The following is a 19028-nucleotide window of genomic DNA, read 5'->3' as shown; positions in this document are numbered from 1 at the left end:
TCCTAATATTGGGGACGGGCAAGATGCCCATCCCACAAATGAATAATTTATTTCTTTGAAAGCCCTTAATGAGTTATGATTCCCATCTCTATGCAAAAATCGGAAAACCTCTTTCCCCCTGCCCCTGCCTCTTCGTTGACAAGCTTTTTAAGGGAGGTGGGGGGATGGCAAAATAATTAATGTATGGCTACGTGCCAGATTATGAGGCAGCTTTTTCTTCTCCCGTCACTGTTTCATTATGCTGAGATTTTGGGAAAAATGTCTTAACAATCCAGTCAGTCAAGATGTGAGAGAGTAGTCCCATAGGGCCAGCAAACAAACACAGTGCAAGAGAGTGAATTGTCCAAACACCTGTTTTTTGCCCTTCCCAATAAATCCAGCGCCCGACGAATAAATCCATTACTAAAAAATGAATCCAACCTGTCGCAGCAGCCGTCTCATCTCCGAAAAATCGGGCAATATCAGCTAATTGAGGATTCGCTAAAGCTTGGGCATTTTCTGGCGTAATGCTGTTGATAAATAAATACAAATATGCCCCAGCTAACAGCACAAAGGGTAAATATGATGACATTATCTGCCGTGTAACTTTCCAATTTGGCAATAAAATCATCAACGCCCAAAAAGGTAACACAAAAAGATTGGCGACGTTAAAAAGTTGAGAGATCGTCATATTGTTGTCAAGTGAAGAATTTTGAGTTATTGTTTTGAATTAACTAATTATTCATAACTTGTAACTATCAGGATATAGATCCCCGACTTCTCTAATCAGTTGGGGATCTGGGTATACTTACAAAGCTACAAGTTGTGATTCAATTTCTGAAGACTTCAAATCACGTCCGATGAAAACTAAGCGGGTTTGTCGTGCCTCTTCGGGTTTCCAGGGGCGATCGTAAAATTTATCAAATCGGGTTCCTACGCCTTGCATTACCAAACGCATGGATTTATTTGGCACTGCCACAAAGCCTTTAATCCGATAAATTTCTTGTTGTTGTGCTAATTTCTCTAACTGCTGTTGCAGCTTGTCTGGATCAAAAGTCCGATCCAAAATTAAATTAGTTGAGATAATTTCTTCGTCGTGATTGTGGTCTTCTTCGGTATCGTGATGACTGGGACGAGAATCTAAATTATCTTCAACTGCGGCTTGGAATCCTAATAATATAGATGCGTCTAGTTGAGAACGATCGCTCTCGACAATCTTCACGACTCTGGGTAACTCTTGCTTAATTAATTCCTCAACTCTGGCTTTTGTCTCGGCATCTACCAAGTCAATTTTATTCAACACCACTAAGTCTGCACAAGCAAGTTGATCTTCAAACAGTTCTTGCAAGGGTGTTTCGTGTTCTAGATTATCATCTGCTTGCCGTTGGGCTGCGATCGCATCTGGATCGCTAGCAAATGTCCCTGCTGCTACCGCCGCACAATCTACCACGGTAATTACAGCATCCACAGTGGCAGCGTTGCGAATTTCTTGCCAGCGAAAAGCCTTCACCAATGGTTTTGGCAAAGCTAAACCAGAAGTTTCAATCAAAATGCAGTCGATACTATCTCGCCGCTTGATTAACTCTTGCATCATCGGATAAAACTCTTCCTGCACGGTGCAACATAAGCAGCCGTTGGTTAATTCAAAGATATTAGTGTCGCCCTCACCATCTTCCGGGCAAACTTGACAAGATTTTAACAATTCGCCATCAATACCAAGTTCGCCAAATTCATTGACTATAACGGCAATGCGGCGGCCTTGGTTATTTTGTAGTAGGTGGCGAATTAGGCTGGTTTTTCCACTACCTAAGAAGCCTGTAATCACTGTGACAGGAATTTTCGTAGCCATATTTTTGCCTGATTTACTCAGTATGGTAAGTTTTACGGGTTACAAACTTAAATACCGAGATTAAGCTTGGTTTGAAGATTGACTTAGTTATTTTAAGCTGAAAGTCTATGGTTAGCCGGAAAATATTGCCGTTTTTGTTGAGTTTAGGTTTGGTTTTGATTCCTCAAATTAGTGTGGCACAAACGGTAGAGGAGTTGGAACAAAAAGCGGCATCTGCCGAAGAAGTAAAAAATTATCAAGAAGCTGCTAATATTTGGCGGAGTTTCATTAAGCGCGATCCCAAAAACAGCTATGCTTACGTCAAGCTGGCAGATGTCTTATCTAACCAAGGCAAGATTGCAGAGACGATCGCTACCTATCGCCAAGCATTGCAATTAACCCCCAATGGCGCAATTTACATCAAATTAGGGAATTTCCTGGCACAAAAGGGACAAATCCAAGAAGCGATCGCCTCTTACCGTCAAGCTGTCAAACTCGATCCGAAAACTGATAGTAACTACATTGCTTTAGGCAATAAGTTGCAGGAAGTTGGCAGCATGGAGGAAGCATTAATGGCTTACCGTCAAGCAGTTAAACTCAGTCCTGATTCCAGTAATTACTATTATTTAGCCGAGATTCTCTTCAAAGTAGGTAAACAACAAGAAGCGATCGCAGCTTACGGCGAAGCCATTAAACTTGATGCTAATGGTTATCTTTCATCTGACAACGCTTATGATAAGCTCGGTGAAATCCTGGAATATTCAGAAGCAGTCACTATCTATCGTCAATTAAATGACACCAATAGCAAGGTTTTTTATAAAAAGTTAGCTGAACTCTCATTAAAGCGCGGTTTTGTGAACGAAGCGATCGCAGCCTACCGCCAACTAATTAAAATTGAGCCTGACGCTTCAACATATATCGATCTGGCCGATGTCTTAATGACACAAGAAAAACCAGAAGAAGCGATCGCTCTTTACCGCCAAGCCGTTGCCAAAGAATCTACGGATTATTATTACAGTAAACTAACTCAAGTACTAGCTAAACAGGAAAATCTAGATGAAGGTCTAACAATTTGCCAAAAGGTAATCAAAACTGGTGAAGGCAGTTATAACACCTGCTCCAATATAAATTTACTACTTTACAAGCAAAAAGGGTTTGCAGGCGTAATGGAATTTTATCGGCCGTTGGCAAATCTAATACCACGTCGCCAAATGGCAGAACTTTACATCAAACTTGGCAGAGAGATTTCCTATGGTGAATCTGGTGATGGCTCAAAACAAGAAGCCGCAGCAGTTTTTCGGGAAGTGCTGCAAATAGATCCAGAAAACACTGATGCTAAAGATGCTCTCAAGGATTTAATTGCTTCTTAAAGAATTTTCAACAAATAAGTTATCGAGGATGTTGGAGGCAGAGGGCAGTTCTTGCTGGAGGAAAACTGCCCCGGAGGCGGAGCGGCTCCGCCTCCGCTCTGTAACAGCCGTGACCACTATGGTCTTGGGTTTAAGACAAGAACTCCAAATTTTCTTGTTTTGTGGCTCTTTTTCAGGAGGGGTTTGAATCCCCTTCTGAAAAAAAACCTCCTGCCTCCTGCCTCCTTCAACCAATCTTGTAGAGTGGGCAACATGAACGCCTTTAGCTTGATGAAAGAATCATTAAGAATAAAAGTTGGGTCTTGGCAGCTCATCATTTAACGCCCACTTTCCTATATCTTGGATTTTGTAATCTACAGGATCGTGCAGAGTGAACGTGCGGAGATTACGCCAATAACGATCAAAGCCATATTTTGCACTAGTAGCGCGTGCGCCCATAACTTCAAATATCCGGTTGGTAATGTCTAAACCGACTTTAGTAGCGAAAACTTTAGCAGTAGCAACCAAAAGCGCACATTCTCCGCGTTGTTCGGCGGTAAGTGACCATTCCCGCTCCCAAGCTGCTTGTAGTAATTCTCCCGCCTGTTCAGTGAGATACACGGCTGCTTGGAGATCGACCCAAATTTTTCCATAGTGCTGAAGGATGTAAGGATCTTGGGTTGCACTCTCTACACCTGATGTCAGCCAAGGTTTGGTATTAGTGGAAGTATATGTTTTAGCAGCTTCAAATGCTCCCTGTGCAATACCCAGGTAGATATTAGCAAGATTTAATTGAGTTAAACAGGCGCGAATAGTGCTAAAGGGTTTACCGGATTTGTCTCTACTACCAAGAATTTCTTCAGGATATACCAACACATTTTCAAAAGTCACACTACCACTATCTGTTTGGCGTTGCCCCATATTATCCCAATCATGATGAACTGTAACACCTTGCCGTTGCGTGGTAATTGCCAGAATATTCAATTCACCAGTTTCTTGATGAATCGCACCGATTGGTAATATATCCGAATCATGAGAGCCAGAGCAAAAGCTTTTAATCCCATTCAGACGAAAATAATCATTTTCTGCTGTCAGAGTAGCTCTTTTATCTAAAGGGTTGAGGGCATTGCACCAAAACCAGTTGTTGCGAATAGTTTCTGAGTAATATCGCTGTTTTTGCTCTGTCAAACCAAATATGTGAGGAATAACTACACCTAGATGGTGGTAAGAAAAGACGTGAGCAATGGAACTATCAACTTTGGCAAACTCGCGGGTAATTTGCAGAACGGTAATCCAGCTTTGCCCTAAACCACCGTACTCTGTAGGTATAATTAGTTTTAGTAAGTTGCTTTGACGCAAGCGATCGCGTTCATGTTTTGGCGTTCCCCCTTGGGCATCTCGCTCTACAGCAGTTTGGGCAAATTCTTTTGCTAAAGACTTAGCTATATCAAGATAATTTTGAGATTCTTCAGTTTCGATTAATTGCATATCTTGCAACTTCTCCTGCTAACCTTCTGTGAGGAGCAACTATAAATTTGGCTGGAAAATTTTTAATCTACAGTGTTTTGATAGAACCACCGTACTAATAGAAATATAATTGCATATTTGAACTAATAAGGCAAGTTTAAATTCAATTAATTTTCATAAAGCTATAGGTTATTAGTGCAATCTCAAAAAATATTTATTTGATAGTTAAAAATAAAAAAGTGAATTGAAAAAATTATTTTAATCCACTTGTCTTTTAAGAAGACAGCAAAAAAGATATTAAGAAAGCCGCTTACTGGATGCCAATTGCGTATTTCCTCAGTGGTGACAATCGTGTTATCAAAGAAGAATAAACTAGCGGCCGCGGCAATGATTGCTGTTTGTCCCCACCAACCTACAGATGTATCAGTAAGAATTGGTTTTGCAGAAATTAATTTCCAAGCTTCTCCAGTTATGTAAACTAGCGCCAACAGCACTACTAAATTCACTGTTCCTCGTCCAAATCGGGTGGAAGAAAAGCGCGAACCTGGATAGCCATTGAGGGAAAAACCGAGATGCCATCACCAGACGAAGCATATTGTGATGTAAGTCAATTTTGTTCCCACATTTAGCTGAAGAATTTGACCAAAAATGAGTTCAAAAATATAGCTAATTATAGCAATTACAGCAATAAAAAGCAGCCCCTTAAATGGCTGATTCTTCCAAATGCTCCGCCTCTGGATTGGATTTGCAACACTCATAGTATCAACTTAAATAATGTTGGATTTATTAGGGGTAAAGCACAATACGCTTGGTTAAAAATTTTCCTTCTCTTTCTTCTCTCTGCGTTCTCTGCGCCTAGAAAGGTTCGTTAAAAAATGACTTTTACAAAGACTGCTAACCTTAACGCAAGCGTATTGGGGTAAAGCATTCTGGTAAATGTTATACCAGTTCTGTATGAAGGTGCGCCGAACTATATGAGGAACGAACCGCAAAGGGCACAAAGAAATAAGGGCTTTCCAAGAAATAAATTATCCATTTGTGGGATAGGCATCTTGCCCGTCCCCAATATTAGGACGGGCAAGATGCCCATCCCACAAGAAAATTTGGAATGTTTTTTTATTTGTCGGTCCCTAAGAAGTAAAGGAAATTTGGTGCAGCTTCACCTCAGTAAAGAATGCAGCAATTACAGCCAAGGATGGCGCGGAGGATAGACACCATTGAGGAAGTAGTTACCAACAGCGTAGTATTTCCAGCGCACGGGATCGTGGAGTGTGTGAGCGCGGGCATTTCGCCAGTGGCGATTGTAGTTGAATTCCTCCAATGTGGACTTAGTACCTGCTAGTTCAAACAATTTATTCGTTGCTAGTAATGCTGCTTCGGTAGCTAAAGCTTTGGCTTCAGCAACTGCGATCGATGCTTCAACTACCTTGGGTTCTTCTAAACCTGACTCGTTGGCGATGTCGAGAAATTCGCCTGCACGCCGCAGCAATGCCTCAGAAGCGTGAACCTGAATTTGGACGTTGCCTAAGTTGTACAGTGTCAGGGGGTCTTCGTAGCCTTTTTCTAAATTGCTGTCAACCCAAGGGCGAGTATGCTTGCGGACAAAGTGGATGGTGTCACGGACTGCGGCTTTGGCAATCCCTACGTCTACGGCAGCTTGGATAATTTGCGCGATCGCACCCATTGGTGTAGCCCGCTCAAAGGCTAAGTAGTGCGGTATGACGTGTTCTGCCTTAACTTTCACATTTTCAATAATGGTAGTGCCGCTAGCAGTGGTACGCTGTCCGAAGCTCGTCCAATCATCGAGTAGGGTTAATCCTTCAGCATCTCTTTCGACAAATGCCACGACTGTTTTACCATCTGGATTGCTAGCAATGACGGGAACCCAATGTGCCAGTAATGCCCCAGCAGAGTAGTATTTGCGTCCGTTGAGTACGAAGTCAGATCCATCTGGTTGTAACTTTGTCTGGACATCAGTGACAGATTTAGTACCTACTTCCGAGAAGGCGTTACCAAAGCGTTTACCTTGTAGAGCCAAATCAAAGAAGAACTTCTTCTGCTCATCAGTGCCATCCAACCGAACTGCTTCCACCATGTAGAGGTGGTTTTGGGGAATTTGACCGAGGCTAGAATCAGCTTCGGAGATGATTTTAATTACTTCTGCCAGGGTGGCACTTGATACAAAAGCACCGCCATACTCTTTAGGAACTGTAATTCCCCACAATCCACTTTGGGAAAACTTTTCTACCTCTTCAGCAGGTAAACGCCGAGTTTGATCGCGTTCTGAGTCGCCTATGGCAAAGTCGGCTGCTAGTTCGTGAGCGATCGCGATCGCTTCTTTATCATCCCGAATAATATGCGCCTTCTGTTCAGTATTAATTACTGATGTCATGGTAAAACTCCTTAATTTCTAGCCTTTTATATGATTTGAGTTTGGGCGAATCAATTTACGATCGCAACCCTAATGCCCAATCCGACAAATTATGTTCCGGTTAATCTACACCCCAACTAACTCATCAGCTGTCCGACGATTAGCTTTAAGTTCGCGCACAAGCGGAATTACTGTCTTACCAAATGCTGGCAAATCATCTGTGTAGTGTAAGAAGCCACCGAGAATTAAATCGACTCCCGCTTCATGAAACTGGCGAATCTTTTCCGCTACTTGTTCAGCAGTGCCAATCAAGCCGGAACGGAAGCCATCGTTATATTGCACCAAGTCTTCAAAATTGGAATTCGCCCACATTCCCTGACGTTCACGAGTAGAAGCTCCCGCTTGTTTCACTGCTTCACCAAATCCTTTCACCGCCTCTACATCGGCTTGGGCAATAATATCGCGTAATACTTCATGGGCTTCTGCTTCCGTATCTCGCACGATGATAAAGGAATTCAGACCAAACTTAATTGTGCGTCCTTCTTGACGAGCTAATGCAGACACTTCTTCAATCTGCTCTCGCACTCCTTCTATGGTGTTACCATTCATGAAATACCAATCAGAAACGCGGCCAGCCATCCGCCGCGCTGCTTTCGAGTTACCACCTTGAAATATCTCCGGGTGTGGATTCTGATTAACTGGTCTAGGCTTCACCCAACCGCCGTTAATCCGGTAAAAGTCGCCTTTAAAGTGAAACTCATCCTCAGTCCACAAACCTTTGAGAACGCGGATAAATTCTTCTGAACGACGATAGCGTTCGTCATGATCTAACCAATGTTCACCATATATAATGAATTCATCTTTGAACCAGCCGCTAACCACATTCAGAGCGAACCGTCCGTTAGAAAGAAAATCAATGCTGGCTCCCATTTTGGCAACTACTCCCGGATGCCACAATCCAGGATGAACTGCTGCAATTAGCTTCAATTTTTTGGTGACTGGAGCTAGGGCTGATACGGTTGTTAATGCCTCTAACTGGTACTCAGCGCCATAACTGGCGATAAATCTGGCTTGTGCTAGTGCATATTCAAACCCAACTTCTTCAGCCGTCTGAGCTAGTTGAGCATTATATTCATAAGTCCAATCTGTGCGTTGGGGAATTTTACTAACAACTAACCCACCGCTAACGTTGGGAATCCAGTACGCGAACTTAATATCTACCATAATTGTGCGTTTGTACTTGAAATTGCTTGTTTATTTGTCTAAGTTTGCAAGTGAAGCAACAAAATCTAATTTGTCATCACTAACAAATCAGCTAAAACTTGATAGGGCAAAATTTTAGTCAAAATCGAAAGCTTGAGATTGGTTGCAAACTGCTTTGAGTTTACAAGTAGACAATTCTTTGATGGCAACAATATACCATAACTCGACTGTGCTACCGTAGTTTTTAATGAATCAGACTTTATCACAACAATTTTTCTGATGTCGTGACTCGATATACTTAAATTCCATTTCCATATTCCATTTTGGAATACTGCCCAATTTACCTGGGTATTTAATTATTTTTTATACCTGCCGGCTATTATCCTGATTCAGTCAGAGCAATCAGGAGTCAGGACTCGACAAAGTATCGATACTATTCCATATCGTGATAAATAAATGCTTCTCATCTGTCATCTGCAACTATACATAGCAGAAATAAATGTGGTAGTGTGAACTACTAAATTACGGTAAAAGTATGTAGCTGCCGTAGTTTATTTAACACCTCGTAAAAAAAGGCACAGGAAAAAGATTTATGGCACTTCAGTTTGGAATTTGGTCGCCTGTTTGTGGTGGATGGTTGCGCGTTGTCAAGCATGAAGCTAATTTATCCACAGAAGATTTGGTAAAGCTGGCAGTTCAGGCAGACGAGTTAGGTTATGACTTCTATTACATTCCTGAACATTACTTAAATGCAGTTCATGGGCCTAACTATAATGTCGCTGACGCTTGGATTACAGCAGCTTTAGCAAGTTTGAACACCAAGAATATCAAGATTGTTGCGGCTGTACAACCTGGTTTTAAACAACCTGCGGTTATTGCCAAACTGAGTGCAAACATTCAAAATCAACTTAGTAATGGCAGATTTGCTCTGAGTGGTATTGCAGGTTGGTGGAAATTAGAAGTAGAAAGCTATGGAGATATCTGGCTACCTCACAGCGATCGCTACGCGCGATTAGAAGAGTATATTAATGTAATCAAGGGGCTGTGGACAGTTGAAGACTTTAATTATGTTGGCAAATACTACAATATTACGGGTGGTATTCTCACAGATAAGCCGACACCAACACCACCTATTTTCATCGCTGGCGAATCAGATCGGGCGATTGACTTAGCGGCTCGTCAGGGAGATTATCTCTTTATCAATGCTGATGAACCTGAAAAAACGGCAGCATTGGTGCAGAAAGTGAAAAGATTGGCTAGCGATCGCTACCAGCGTAATATTAAAGTAGCAATGAGTGCATTTGCGATCGCTCGTGAACATACCGCCCAAGCCGAAGCCAGATTAGAAGCAATTTATCGTTCTGCCGATGAGCAGCAGATTAAGTACTTTCAAGCGCAAATCGATCCTAACGTCGTTGCCCACAACAAATTAGATATCAGTCAAACCATTGAAGCTAATCTTGGTTTATCTGCTCAACTGGTTGGCGATCGCTATACTATCATTCAACGCCTGAAAGAATACGAAGCCGTTGGCGTTGATTTAATAGTACTCAAATTTGAATCTATGTTGGAAGACACTATTCGCTTCCACAAACTAGTTATTTCCGAATATGCACAGCAGAATAGCTTAATTCAGTTGTAATTAAAATTTTGCATGAATAAGATTAAACTCGAAGATATTACCCTAAACCACATCAAAATTTTAAAAGCAGTAGATGACTGTGGTAGCTTCTCTAAAGCAGCACAAAAACTAGGGTGTAGTCAAGCATTAATTAGTAAAAAAGTCAAACAAATAGAGGATTGTTTTGGAGTAATTCTGTTAAATCGCTCTCCCGGCTCTATATGCTTGACTAATAAAGGTAAGAAATTGATTTCGCAGACATTTAATGTAGTAGAAACTGTAGAAAATCTGCAAGAAGAATTTCAGACAAGATTTAGTGCTGAAGGCGAAGATTTGATATTAGGGGCTACTAGTTTAATTTTAGAAGTTTGGCTCAAACAATATTTGCAGCGATTTCAGCTTTGTTTCCCAGGTAGAAATATCAAAGAGATTGCGGTTAAAGATAGCAGATTTTTTTCAAATTCTCAACTTTTAGAAATTGACCTCCTACTCAACAGTTGCGCTGGATATAAGGAAGAACACCACTGTACTAGATTAACAACTCATAAAATGCTGTTGGTTTCCTTTGGCGCAAGTAAATATTTAAATGAGCATAGCCTAGTTAAAATAAATGATATTGATTTGGCTGACATTGTGCTTTTAGATGAGGTTCATCAAGAACTATCTAAAAATAGATGTTTGAGGAATAAATTAAGTGGCGTACAGGTGCTACAAAGTTATCAAGATGTTCTAAACTATGCTTCAGAAAATCAAAAGCTAACCATTTTACCTGACTTTTGTCAAGCTGAGATAATATCTCAGTACCAAGTTTTAATTCTTCCTATTCAAGATGTTAATGAATATGGTATTTATCTCCATGTTCCTCGGTTTAGTGAGTTGTTAATATCCGCAGAGAGTTTAGTAAGAAGTTTTAGACTCGATCGAGACAATTTGGAAAGCTTACCTAATATAAACCTAATTTTAGATAGCCATTCTCCCAAAGAGGAAAATATTCTGAGGATAGGTATTCAGCGAGATTCCATAGGACAGTTTATTGCTGGATATGGAACTAAGTATATTTCTGATTTACAGAGGGCATCTTCATCACTTGAACAGCCTATTTTCAAAAACATTGAAATTAATCGAAATTTTGAGTTACAAATTCTGCCCTTTGACTCTGGCGAACAAATGAACCGACAGATGAAGCGGGGAGAGCTAGATATTTGTATTTTAGATGATATATCTCTCTTGAATAATGGTAGCCAATTCTTTGATGATTTGAGTTTTGGCTCTAAATTAATTGGAATTGCTTCGTATAACCTTTTAGGTCAAGATATAAATATTGTTCTGCATAAAGATTCTTCTATAAATACTATCCAGGATCTGAAAGGTAAACGAATTTCCACCTTATTTGGTTCCAATGCTCATAGGTTTATTATCACTCTTTTTGACCTCTATGATATGGATGTCAGTAAAGATTGCAGATTAGTAAATGAAGATCCTCGTAAAGCAAGTAAGAGTTTGGCAAATAAAACTATAGATGCTTACGTGGGTTGTCACACTTTTGCCTCAATATTAGAAGCTTATGCTTTTGTTAGAAAGCTGCCTTTATCTCAAACAATTAGTTTAAGAATTCCATCAATCAGAGGAATTGTTTGTCGTTCGCAGTTCATTAAAGAAAACCCTAAAATTGTAGTTGCTTATCTACATGACTTAGTAGTTGCTAACTATTGGTTTAATTCATCTCCAATCAAGGCAGGAGATTTACTAACTAAAATGATTGATGTGAGAACAACTCAAGTAAATCAGTTTTTTAATCCGGTATTTGGCAACCGTATCGATCCCACCCTCAAACCTCAATGGTCTTGGTTACTCAAAACCTTAAATCGTAGGTTGGAAGGAAAATATGGTATTTCACTATTTGATGTAGATTTTTGGATCGATGATTATTTTTTAAGACTTGTCTATAATTTGCTGAATCTAGATTATCACTTTCATCAAGTTTCTTTTGCAAGTGAATTTTCTAGCAGCTATTTTGTCGAGGAGCAGTTTAACCGACATATAAAAGTTCTCTATGATAAATACAATCTATCTCTACAACCATAAATTGAGGGGCAATCTCCCTATGCTTACTTTTACCAATCCAAAGCAGTCACAGGGCTATTGCCCCTAAATATTTTGAGCGTTAATCGCTCTTTCTCCAGAAACACCTATTAATTATCTTTCATTAGGCTATCTGGGCTTAGATTCCACACACCATACTCCGCAATCTCAACACAGTTACTAATTACTCAGCAGTAACGAGTTCAGTACTGCCGCGTGTCCGTCGCCGTGTGAGGCTATTGTACAACATTACACCGATCGCCTTAATCAAATTGCCTTCCAATTCTTGGAACAGCTTCATGTTCGTGCCAAAAGCGGCGTTAGCTTCATCAACGATGCGATCGGTTGTCGCTTCGTCAAGGGGTAATTCATCCAAATTTTGCCGATATTTCGCTTTGAATGCCTTCTCATCAGGAATTTCTGGAAACTCATAAAAAGCTGTTCCTTGCCCATCAGACAAATTCATCGCCGTTACAGCAATGTTTTTGAGAATTTGTCCCCCGGATAAGTCACCCAAGTAACGAGTATATGAATGAGCGATTAACAGTTCTGGTTCTGTTGCAGATATTTCCCGAATGCGCTGTACATAAGCTTCACCTGCGGGAGACAGTTTAATTTGCTCTCTCCAGTTAGCACCAAAGTAATAACTCAGGTCTTGCTCTAAGGTATACTTGCGGTTTAGCTGGGGAAAGTTGATTTTAGAAAGAATTGGGTGCTGGCTATGCTTTTCCATTTCTTCTTCCATCGCTGAGTAGACGAAGTAGAAGTTAGCAACAAGTTTCCGGTAAGAGTTTTTTTCGACTACTCCTCTTAAAAAGCACTTGACAAAACCTACATTTTCTGCCATCGTGTGGGCTTTCTTAGTGCCTACACGTAATTTGGTTGCTAAATTGCTGCTCATGCTAAATTTCTCAACTTTAAAAAGGTAATTGCCGGAGTTTTAATTTCCGAACGGCTAAAAAAGCCATTAAAACGTTACCTTAAAACTATTTGATGAGAATTTATATTAAAATTTTTTAAGCCGCGATTGTTTTGTAATTTTTTACACAGCAGCAAGACTATGAAAATATAACTTTACATTTCGGCATTTTGATTTCTTTGTTGTTATTAGCTAACTTCCGCTTTCATTCTCAGCTTTCCTGAAAAACACTAGTGAAAAAATAAAGTAATATTTGTTACATTTTTTTATTAATAGCATTGCAAAGCGTGAACTAATACAGATAATCAAAACTCAAGTTGATGGCATAAAACGAATAATTAGCTAAAATATGGAGACTTTACTAAATAATGTAAAAACTAATACTGACTTCATGGAATATTTACAATTCCAAAGGCAGTAATTCAGTAAAAATACGTAAAGATAGTTTGATTAGAATGAATTTCTAAAGAGAAAAAGCATGTCAAAATTGCTGAATCAAAGTCTTAAGTGCTATTTTTCAGTGTGATTGTGTGGAGTGTTTAAATATATGGTTTCATCTATAACTCGGACACCGGGCATTCCTGGGGGTTCTGCTTCTGAACCTGAAGGATTAGGCAAAGGGATTGAGAGCAGTTTTGGGCTAAATTTAATCCCACTACCAGCAAATCCCTTATTTGGTACAGATGGGATTCGCGGACGAGTCGGAGAATTACTAAATGCGCCTTTAGCATTACAAGTTGGTTTTTGGACGGGGATTGTTTTACGTAACCATGCGACTCAAATAGGGCCAGTCATTCTCGGACAGGACTCTAGAAACTCCAGCGATATGCTAGCAATGGCTTTGAGTGCAGGGTTAACAGCAGCAGGATTAGAGGTTTGGTATTTGGGATTATGTCCCACTCCTTGCGTTGCCTATCTCACCAGCATCAGTGATGCCATCGGCGGAGTGATGATTTCTGCCAGTCACAATCCCCCAGAGGACAATGGAATTAAGGTTTTTGGTGCGAATGGTGGGAAGTTACCGCAAATATTGCAGGCAGAAATAGAAGCGGGGCTGCGTGGGAAAATATCATCTATTACTAGAGTCAATAATTGCGGACGGCATTACTCACGTTTAGAGTTAGTGGGGCATTATGGCGAGGCGTTGAAAAAACCCTTGAACGGTGCGCTAAATCTTCAGGGAATGAAGATTGTTTTAGACTTGGCGTGGGGTGCAGCAGTCGGGTTAGCACCATCAGTATTTACAGAAATGGGGGCAGAGGTAATCTGCTTGCATAACGAAGCAGATGGCGATCGCATTAATGTCAACTGCGGTTCCACCCACCTAGATATTCTGGCCGCCACAGTCCAAGAACACAATGCCGATATCGGCTTTGCTTTCGACGGCGATGCCGATCGCGTCTTAGCAGTAGACAACACTGGCAGGCAAGTTAACGGCGATTATATTCTTTACCTGTGGGGACGACAGTTACAACAAAATCAACAACTGCCAGACAACCTGATTGTATCTACAGTCATGGCCAACTTAGGCTTTGAAAAAGCTTGGCAAGAAATTGGTGGTAACTTGATTCGTACCGCAGTCGGCGATCGATACGTGCAAGCCGAAATGCAGCGAACTGGGGCGATGTTAGGCGGCGAACAATCAGGTCATATTCTTTGCCGTCATTATGCCGTTACTGGAGATGGCTTGTTAACAGCCTTGCATATAGCAGCTTTGGTGAAAGAAGCGGGTGTTCCCTTTAGCGAATTAGTAGATCATAGCTTCCAGACATATCCGCAAATATTACGGAACGTGCGAGTTACAGATCGCGATCGCCGTTTGGGATGGCAAGATTGCGAACCGGTGCAACAAGCGATCGCTCTTGCTGAAGCAGCAATGGGTAATTCCGGCAGAATCTTGGTTCGCGCCTCTGGTACAGAACCAGTAATTAGAGTCATGGTAGAAGCCGCCAATGCCGAACTTACCAACTACTGGACAAATGAATTAGTTTCAAAAGTCCAGCAACATCTGATGGACTAAATTAGCTATTATCTCAGCTTTTAACAAGCGTCAATTTTTCGTCACAGCTTCTACAAATTAACCAGCCTTGGTTATCTGTAAAAGCTGTGACATTTGTATTTGTATTGTTATCTAGACTTTATCCATTTTTTCGCAACGCGATACACCTGCAAAGACGTTGCAAAAATGCCGAAATCCTATATAAGACAGTCGTTTGAATTTTTGACTTTCGTCTAAAATATGTGATGTGGAAAAAATATCTGCCAAAAAGTCAAGGTTTTACCGGATAAATAAAACCGAGTTCTTAATTTTGGATAAAGTCGAGCTAAGTCGGAACATGTTATTATTTACTTCGAGATTATTAGCTATAAAACTCACATTTTAATTTTGAAAAGTTTTAGTATTTTTCAAAATTAATTCTTGCCTGTTAAGCAAAGTAATTCCAGAAATCAAAGCTGATTCCTATATTTATTTTAAGGATAATATCATGCTTGTTTTTGTTATCCCACTTAAAAGTGCAAAAGTTTCCAATTCCTGGGAGCGTGTTACACAATTATTTGAAAGATGCATTAAATCAGTTTGCAATCAAACCTCACCTAACTTTCACGTCATTGTTGTTTGTCACGAAAAGCCAAAAATAGAATTTACCAATTCTCATATCACATACGTTACAGTTGATTTCTCTCCTCCCAACGAGACTGACCCCGTAGCTAAAGGAGATACAGATAAAGGGCGTAAAATCTTGAAAGGACTGATTTATGCTAGACAATTTTCTCCTACTCACACTATCGCCATCGATGCTGATGATTGTGTTAGCAAAAACTTAGCCAAATTTATTCAACAACATCCTGAATCTGATGGATGGGTTATCAATAAAGGTTATAAATATCAGGAAGGCAGTGAATATATATATATTAAAAGAAGAAATTTTTATAAAATGTGCGGTAGTTGTAACATTCTTCGCTATGATTTGAACTATTTACCCAAAAGCGCTGAATATAATCGGGGCTACGGATACTATAGATATTATATAGATCACGGCAAAGTTAGGGATGTTTTAAGGAACAAAGGAAAAGCTATTAAATCATTACCATTCGCAGGAGCAGTTTATATCCTGGATACAGGAGAAAACCTTTTTGATAATTCAAAAAGATTGAGATTTAGCATTTTTAATCGCAAATTATTAAATCAATCAGTTAAAGACGAATTTGGATTGTACAACTTACAGCAATCCCAAAAAATTTGTCAAGTATAATGTATTACCCCGATGCTGATAGGCTACAGCGCTACTATGCCGAAAATAAAGTCAAAATCCAAGACATCTAAAAAGTCGAAAAAAAAGGGTTCCAAGGAAACTTCTACCCTTAGCCTCAAAGAACAGTTAGCCCAAAAACGCAAAGCAGCCCTAGCACGTAAAGAACTCATTAGTTTACTCACCACCGCCACTTCTTGCGGTGTCTTCGTTGGGATTGTACTTTTTTTCGTAGGTGGAATTAAAGCAGCACTTCCTGGTGTTTTAGGGATAATTATCATGTCCCTTTCTTACAAATACCCGCGCCAAGCGCTATATGCCTTCATCATTTATGTACCTGTTGGGGGTACTATCACTTACTACTTGGGCAGTAGTCCCATACTCCAATTAGCTAAAGATGCCTTTTATGTTCCAGCGCTAGTTGGGCTTTGGCAAACTTGTCGAAAGCAGGGATTACCCCTAATTATTCCCCAAGGCATTAAAATCCCACTTTATATTGTCTTGGGTTGCAGCATACTAACACTAATATTTGTCAATGGTGGACAGCAGTTTAACCCGCCTAGCGTGGGGCTATTGGAAAAAGCAGAGAAAGAAATACCTTTAGGTATGGGAATTCTGGGACTGAAAGTATTTTTAGGCTATGTCCCCTTGCTTGGTTGTGCTTACTATCTAATTCGGGATAAGCGGGATTTTCTCTTTTTATCGCGCCTCCAGATTGCCCTCATACTGCTTTGTTGTGTGCTGGGATTTATTCAATACCTGTTACTACTAACTGGTATATGTAAAGGCACTAGAGGTCTTGAAGGAAATGCCCTATTTGTCACATCACTAGAAGCCCGGTGTTATTTTGGTGGAGCGCTCTTATATAGTCCCGAAGAAGGAGTGATTCGTCTACCAGGAACATTTGTAGCCCCTTGGCAATGGGCGTGGTTCCTAATTTCCAGCACCTTTTTTACCTTTGCTACTGGCTTCGCCGACCCTTCCCCATTATGGCGGGTGTTAGGTTTAGGTTCTTTGGTGGCAGTCTTTATCAATGCTGTAATTTCTGGACAAAGAATCGCCTTAGCCTTAGTACCCATCTGCTTCGGGATTTTGCTATTGCTGACTGGTCAAATTGGCAACCTTAAACGGTTTATTCCCATAGGAATAGGACTTGCCTTTATTTTGGGAATAGCAATGATAACTAACCCTGCTGTCGTCCAAGAGAGAACTGAGAGTTTTACCAGTCGTTGGGACGCTTCACCACCTCAAGATTTTATTGTCCAGCAATTTGAAGAGAATTGGAAAAACGTCGATGGGCCTTTGGGAAGTGGCTTAGGTCGAGCAACTAACTCTGCTCGCGCAATGGGTAAAACTAAGCTTGTGGAAACTTACTACCCTAAAGTACTTTATGAAGTTGGAATTGTTGGAGTACTAGCTTTTCTGAGTTTGGTAACAACTTTAACAATTATTGGCTTTAAAACCTATCGCTCCATAAAGAACCGTAATTTCCGCAGTTACGGAGCGGCTTTGTGGGTGTTTATATTGTTTATTAGCTACAACACCTACTACTATCCTCTGGATGTCGATCCTGTTGCTGTCTATTATTGGTTTTTTGCGGGAGTTCTTTTTAAATTGCCAGAACTGGAGAAACAAGATAAAGAAGATGCCAACCCTGAGCAAAAAAACCAGAAAAAACGTCTCAAAACAATTTAAATCAGAGAAAAATGGCAAAAGTTATTATATGCGGTCAGAATCACATTAGAATTCCTAACCTACCACGCAATTCTAGGCATACACTAGTCCACCTCAAGTCTTTTCCTACAGGTAGATATCCTATAGAAAAATTTTGGTACCCTTTAGGAAGCTTTCTTGCTTGGCAACCTATATGGGAAAAATATCACGCTGTTCATTCTTTCAATAGAATTTTATATACAAATAAACCTTGGTTTATCACATTTGAAGATCATCGGGTTTTATATAGAAATCCTCAAAATAAACGAGAAGCAGTAATTTATGACTTATTAAACAATCGTTTAGCATTAGACAATTGTCAAAAGCTTATAGCTATGTCTGATTATGCAAAATTGAGATTTGTTAAGCGGATAGAAGGCTGGAAAATAGAAGAAAAACTAAGCAGTAAATTAGATGTAATTCATCCAAATTTTGCTGCCAGAGTTGAGCAAGCTAAAACTTATCAACCAGACCAAAATTTACAGCTTATTTTTGTAGGGCATCACATTGCTAGAAAAGGTGGAATTGTTGCTTTAAGGCTAGCAAAGAAAGCTGAAAAATTAGGTTTACCTCTTACCATTCATATCATATCGGGACTGGGACATGGTTCAGGAGTCCCTACAGATTTTCCCGATACTACCAAATATCTAGAAGATTTAAAGTTACTGAATTTAAATAACGTTGTTTTTCACAAATATATCCCTAATGAAAAAGTTATCGAGTTACTATCACAAAGCCATTTTCAATTAATGGCTACGCTACACGATACTTATGGTTTTAGCATTATCGAAGGGTTTTCAGTTGCTACGCCAGCAATTACGACTAACGTGTGTGCCTTACCAGAGTTTATGCGTCATGGCGAAAATGGCTATGTTTTAGAGTTACCAATTAATGAAATTAGGCACTGGAGCAATTGGGTACATGGAGATAAAACTAAAAGCGATGAATATTGGGAAATCGTTAATAGTACATACGACTATTTAGCAGAACAAGCATTGCAACAAATCATTCAATTTCTTGATAGAAGTGATAAACGAGAACATTATGAATTTTTAAGTGCAGGAGCATTAGCTCAAGCGCAAATTGTACATAACTCCGAAAAGCAAAATGAGTTATTTGATAATCTCTATGCGGCTGCGGCGGGAGGATAAAAAATTAAACGCAATTTTAACCAGTTATTCGGTTATTGACTGAATATAAATTAAGGCAATAGTAGCTGATAAATTTTAATAAAAATTAACTTTT

The 19028-nt window shown here is 40.0% G+C and carries 14 protein-coding genes; 7 read left to right on the top strand and 7 right to left on the bottom strand.

Annotated features, from left to right (window positions below; all coding sequences use genetic code 11):
- Positions 1-199: 199 nt before the first annotated feature.
- Both CDG77_RS22080 and cobW read right to left on the bottom strand, forming a co-directional pair.
- The gene (locus CDG77_RS22080) at positions 200-670 is read right to left on the bottom strand and encodes an ABA4-like family protein (protein WP_094331477.1); all 471 of its coding nucleotides are present in this window, start codon (positions 668-670) and stop codon (positions 200-202) included.
- Positions 671-787: 117 nt separating this feature from the next.
- Positions 788-1828: a cobalamin biosynthesis protein CobW gene (gene cobW, locus CDG77_RS22075; RefSeq protein ID WP_094331476.1), complete on the bottom strand. Its 1041-nt coding sequence runs from the start codon at positions 1826-1828 to the stop codon at positions 788-790.
- Positions 1829-1935: 107 nt separating this feature from the next.
- Here cobW and CDG77_RS22070 point away from each other — a divergent pair, with 107 nt between their 5' ends.
- Complete coding sequence (locus CDG77_RS22070) at positions 1936-3177, top strand: tetratricopeptide repeat protein (RefSeq protein ID WP_094331475.1); 1242 nt, start codon at positions 1936-1938, stop codon at positions 3175-3177.
- Positions 3178-3459: 282 nt separating this feature from the next.
- On the opposite strand, the gene CDG77_RS22060 is transcribed toward CDG77_RS22070, so the two are convergent.
- The 4 genes from CDG77_RS22060 to sfnG form a co-directional block, all read right to left on the bottom strand.
- On the bottom strand, positions 3460-4644 hold the full coding sequence (locus CDG77_RS22060) for an acyl-CoA dehydrogenase family protein (RefSeq protein ID WP_094331473.1): 1185 nt from the start codon (positions 4642-4644) through the stop codon (positions 3460-3462).
- A 182-nt stretch (positions 4645-4826) separates the two neighbouring features.
- On the bottom strand, positions 4827-5129 hold the full coding sequence (locus tag CDG77_RS37790; protein WP_223269918.1) for a hypothetical protein: 303 nt from the start codon (positions 5127-5129) through the stop codon (positions 4827-4829).
- Between the two features lie 677 nt (positions 5130-5806).
- A complete protein-coding gene (locus tag CDG77_RS22050) occupies positions 5807-7015 on the bottom strand; it encodes an SfnB family sulfur acquisition oxidoreductase (RefSeq protein WP_094331471.1) in 1209 nt (402 codons plus the stop codon).
- Positions 7016-7120: 105 nt separating this feature from the next.
- Positions 7121-8218 carry a dimethylsulfone monooxygenase SfnG gene (gene sfnG / locus CDG77_RS22045; RefSeq protein WP_094331470.1) on the bottom strand — a complete coding sequence of 366 codons (1098 nt, stop codon included), beginning with the start codon at positions 8216-8218 and terminating at the stop codon, positions 7121-7123.
- Between the two features lie 571 nt (positions 8219-8789).
- Here sfnG and CDG77_RS22040 point away from each other — a divergent pair.
- Positions 8790-9839, top strand: a complete 1050-nt coding sequence (locus tag CDG77_RS22040) for an LLM class flavin-dependent oxidoreductase (protein WP_094331468.1) — start codon at positions 8790-8792, stop codon at positions 9837-9839.
- A gap of 12 nt (positions 9840-9851) precedes the next feature.
- Positions 9852-11903 carry a LysR family transcriptional regulator gene (locus CDG77_RS22035; RefSeq protein WP_094331467.1) on the top strand — a complete coding sequence of 684 codons (2052 nt, stop codon included), beginning with the start codon at positions 9852-9854 and terminating at the stop codon, positions 11901-11903.
- Between the two features lie 181 nt (positions 11904-12084).
- On the opposite strand, the gene CDG77_RS22030 is transcribed toward CDG77_RS22035, so the two are convergent.
- Entirely contained in the window at positions 12085-12801 is a 717-nt protein-coding gene (locus CDG77_RS22030; protein WP_094331466.1) for a biliverdin-producing heme oxygenase, read from the bottom strand.
- A 565-nt stretch (positions 12802-13366) separates the two neighbouring features.
- On the opposite strand from CDG77_RS22030, the gene glmM reads away from it, so the two are divergent.
- From glmM to CDG77_RS22010, 4 genes are all read left to right on the top strand, one after another.
- Complete coding sequence (gene glmM, locus CDG77_RS22025) at positions 13367-14839, top strand: phosphoglucosamine mutase (protein WP_094331464.1); 1473 nt, start codon at positions 13367-13369, stop codon at positions 14837-14839.
- A gap of 466 nt (positions 14840-15305) precedes the next feature.
- On the top strand, positions 15306-16073 hold the full coding sequence (locus tag CDG77_RS22020; protein ID WP_094331463.1) for a hypothetical protein: 768 nt from the start codon (positions 15306-15308) through the stop codon (positions 16071-16073).
- A 36-nt stretch (positions 16074-16109) separates the two neighbouring features.
- On the top strand, positions 16110-17765 hold the full coding sequence (hpsL, locus tag CDG77_RS22015) for a hormogonium polysaccharide biosynthesis protein HpsL (protein ID WP_094331479.1): 1656 nt from the start codon (positions 16110-16112) through the stop codon (positions 17763-17765).
- A gap of 11 nt (positions 17766-17776) precedes the next feature.
- Positions 17777-18934, top strand: coding sequence for a glycosyltransferase family 4 protein (locus CDG77_RS22010; RefSeq protein ID WP_094331462.1), 1158 nt, complete (start codon positions 17777-17779; stop codon positions 18932-18934).
- Positions 18935-19028: the final 94 nt, after the last annotated feature.

Source organism: Nostoc sp. 'Peltigera membranacea cyanobiont' 213 (assembly GCF_002245975.1).
GTDB lineage: Bacteria > Cyanobacteriota > Cyanobacteriia > Cyanobacteriales > Nostocaceae > Nostoc.
The sequence above is the reverse complement of the archived record's forward strand: the minus strand, read 5'-3'. Positions and strand labels throughout refer to the sequence as shown.

What these genes read in the sequence shown, in the direction of transcription:
- CDG77_RS22080 (WP_094331477.1), bottom strand. Translation starts at nt 670, where the DNA reads ATGACGATCTCTCAACTTTTTAACGTCGCCAATCTTTTTGTGTTACCT.
- cobW (WP_094331476.1), bottom strand. Translation starts at nt 1,828, where the DNA reads ATGGCTACGAAAATTCCTGTCACAGTGATTACAGGCTTCTTAGGTAGT.
- CDG77_RS22070 (WP_094331475.1), top strand. Translation starts at nt 1,936, where the DNA reads ATGGTTAGCCGGAAAATATTGCCGTTTTTGTTGAGTTTAGGTTTGGTT.
- CDG77_RS22060 (WP_094331473.1), bottom strand. Translation starts at nt 4,644, where the DNA reads ATGCAATTAATCGAAACTGAAGAATCTCAAAATTATCTTGATATAGCT.
- CDG77_RS22050 (WP_094331471.1), bottom strand. Translation starts at nt 7,015, where the DNA reads ATGACATCAGTAATTAATACTGAACAGAAGGCGCATATTATTCGGGAT.
- sfnG (WP_094331470.1), bottom strand. Translation starts at nt 8,218, where the DNA reads ATGGTAGATATTAAGTTCGCGTACTGGATTCCCAACGTTAGCGGTGGG.
- CDG77_RS22040 (WP_094331468.1), top strand. Translation starts at nt 8,790, where the DNA reads ATGGCACTTCAGTTTGGAATTTGGTCGCCTGTTTGTGGTGGATGGTTG.
- CDG77_RS22035 (WP_094331467.1), top strand. Translation starts at nt 9,852, where the DNA reads ATGAATAAGATTAAACTCGAAGATATTACCCTAAACCACATCAAAATT.
- CDG77_RS22030 (WP_094331466.1), bottom strand. Translation starts at nt 12,801, where the DNA reads ATGAGCAGCAATTTAGCAACCAAATTACGTGTAGGCACTAAGAAAGCC.
- glmM (WP_094331464.1), top strand. Translation starts at nt 13,367, where the DNA reads ATGGTTTCATCTATAACTCGGACACCGGGCATTCCTGGGGGTTCTGCT.
- CDG77_RS22020 (WP_094331463.1), top strand. Translation starts at nt 15,306, where the DNA reads ATGCTTGTTTTTGTTATCCCACTTAAAAGTGCAAAAGTTTCCAATTCC.
- hpsL (WP_094331479.1), top strand. Translation starts at nt 16,110, where the DNA reads ATGCCGAAAATAAAGTCAAAATCCAAGACATCTAAAAAGTCGAAAAAA.
- CDG77_RS22010 (WP_094331462.1), top strand. Translation starts at nt 17,777, where the DNA reads ATGGCAAAAGTTATTATATGCGGTCAGAATCACATTAGAATTCCTAAC.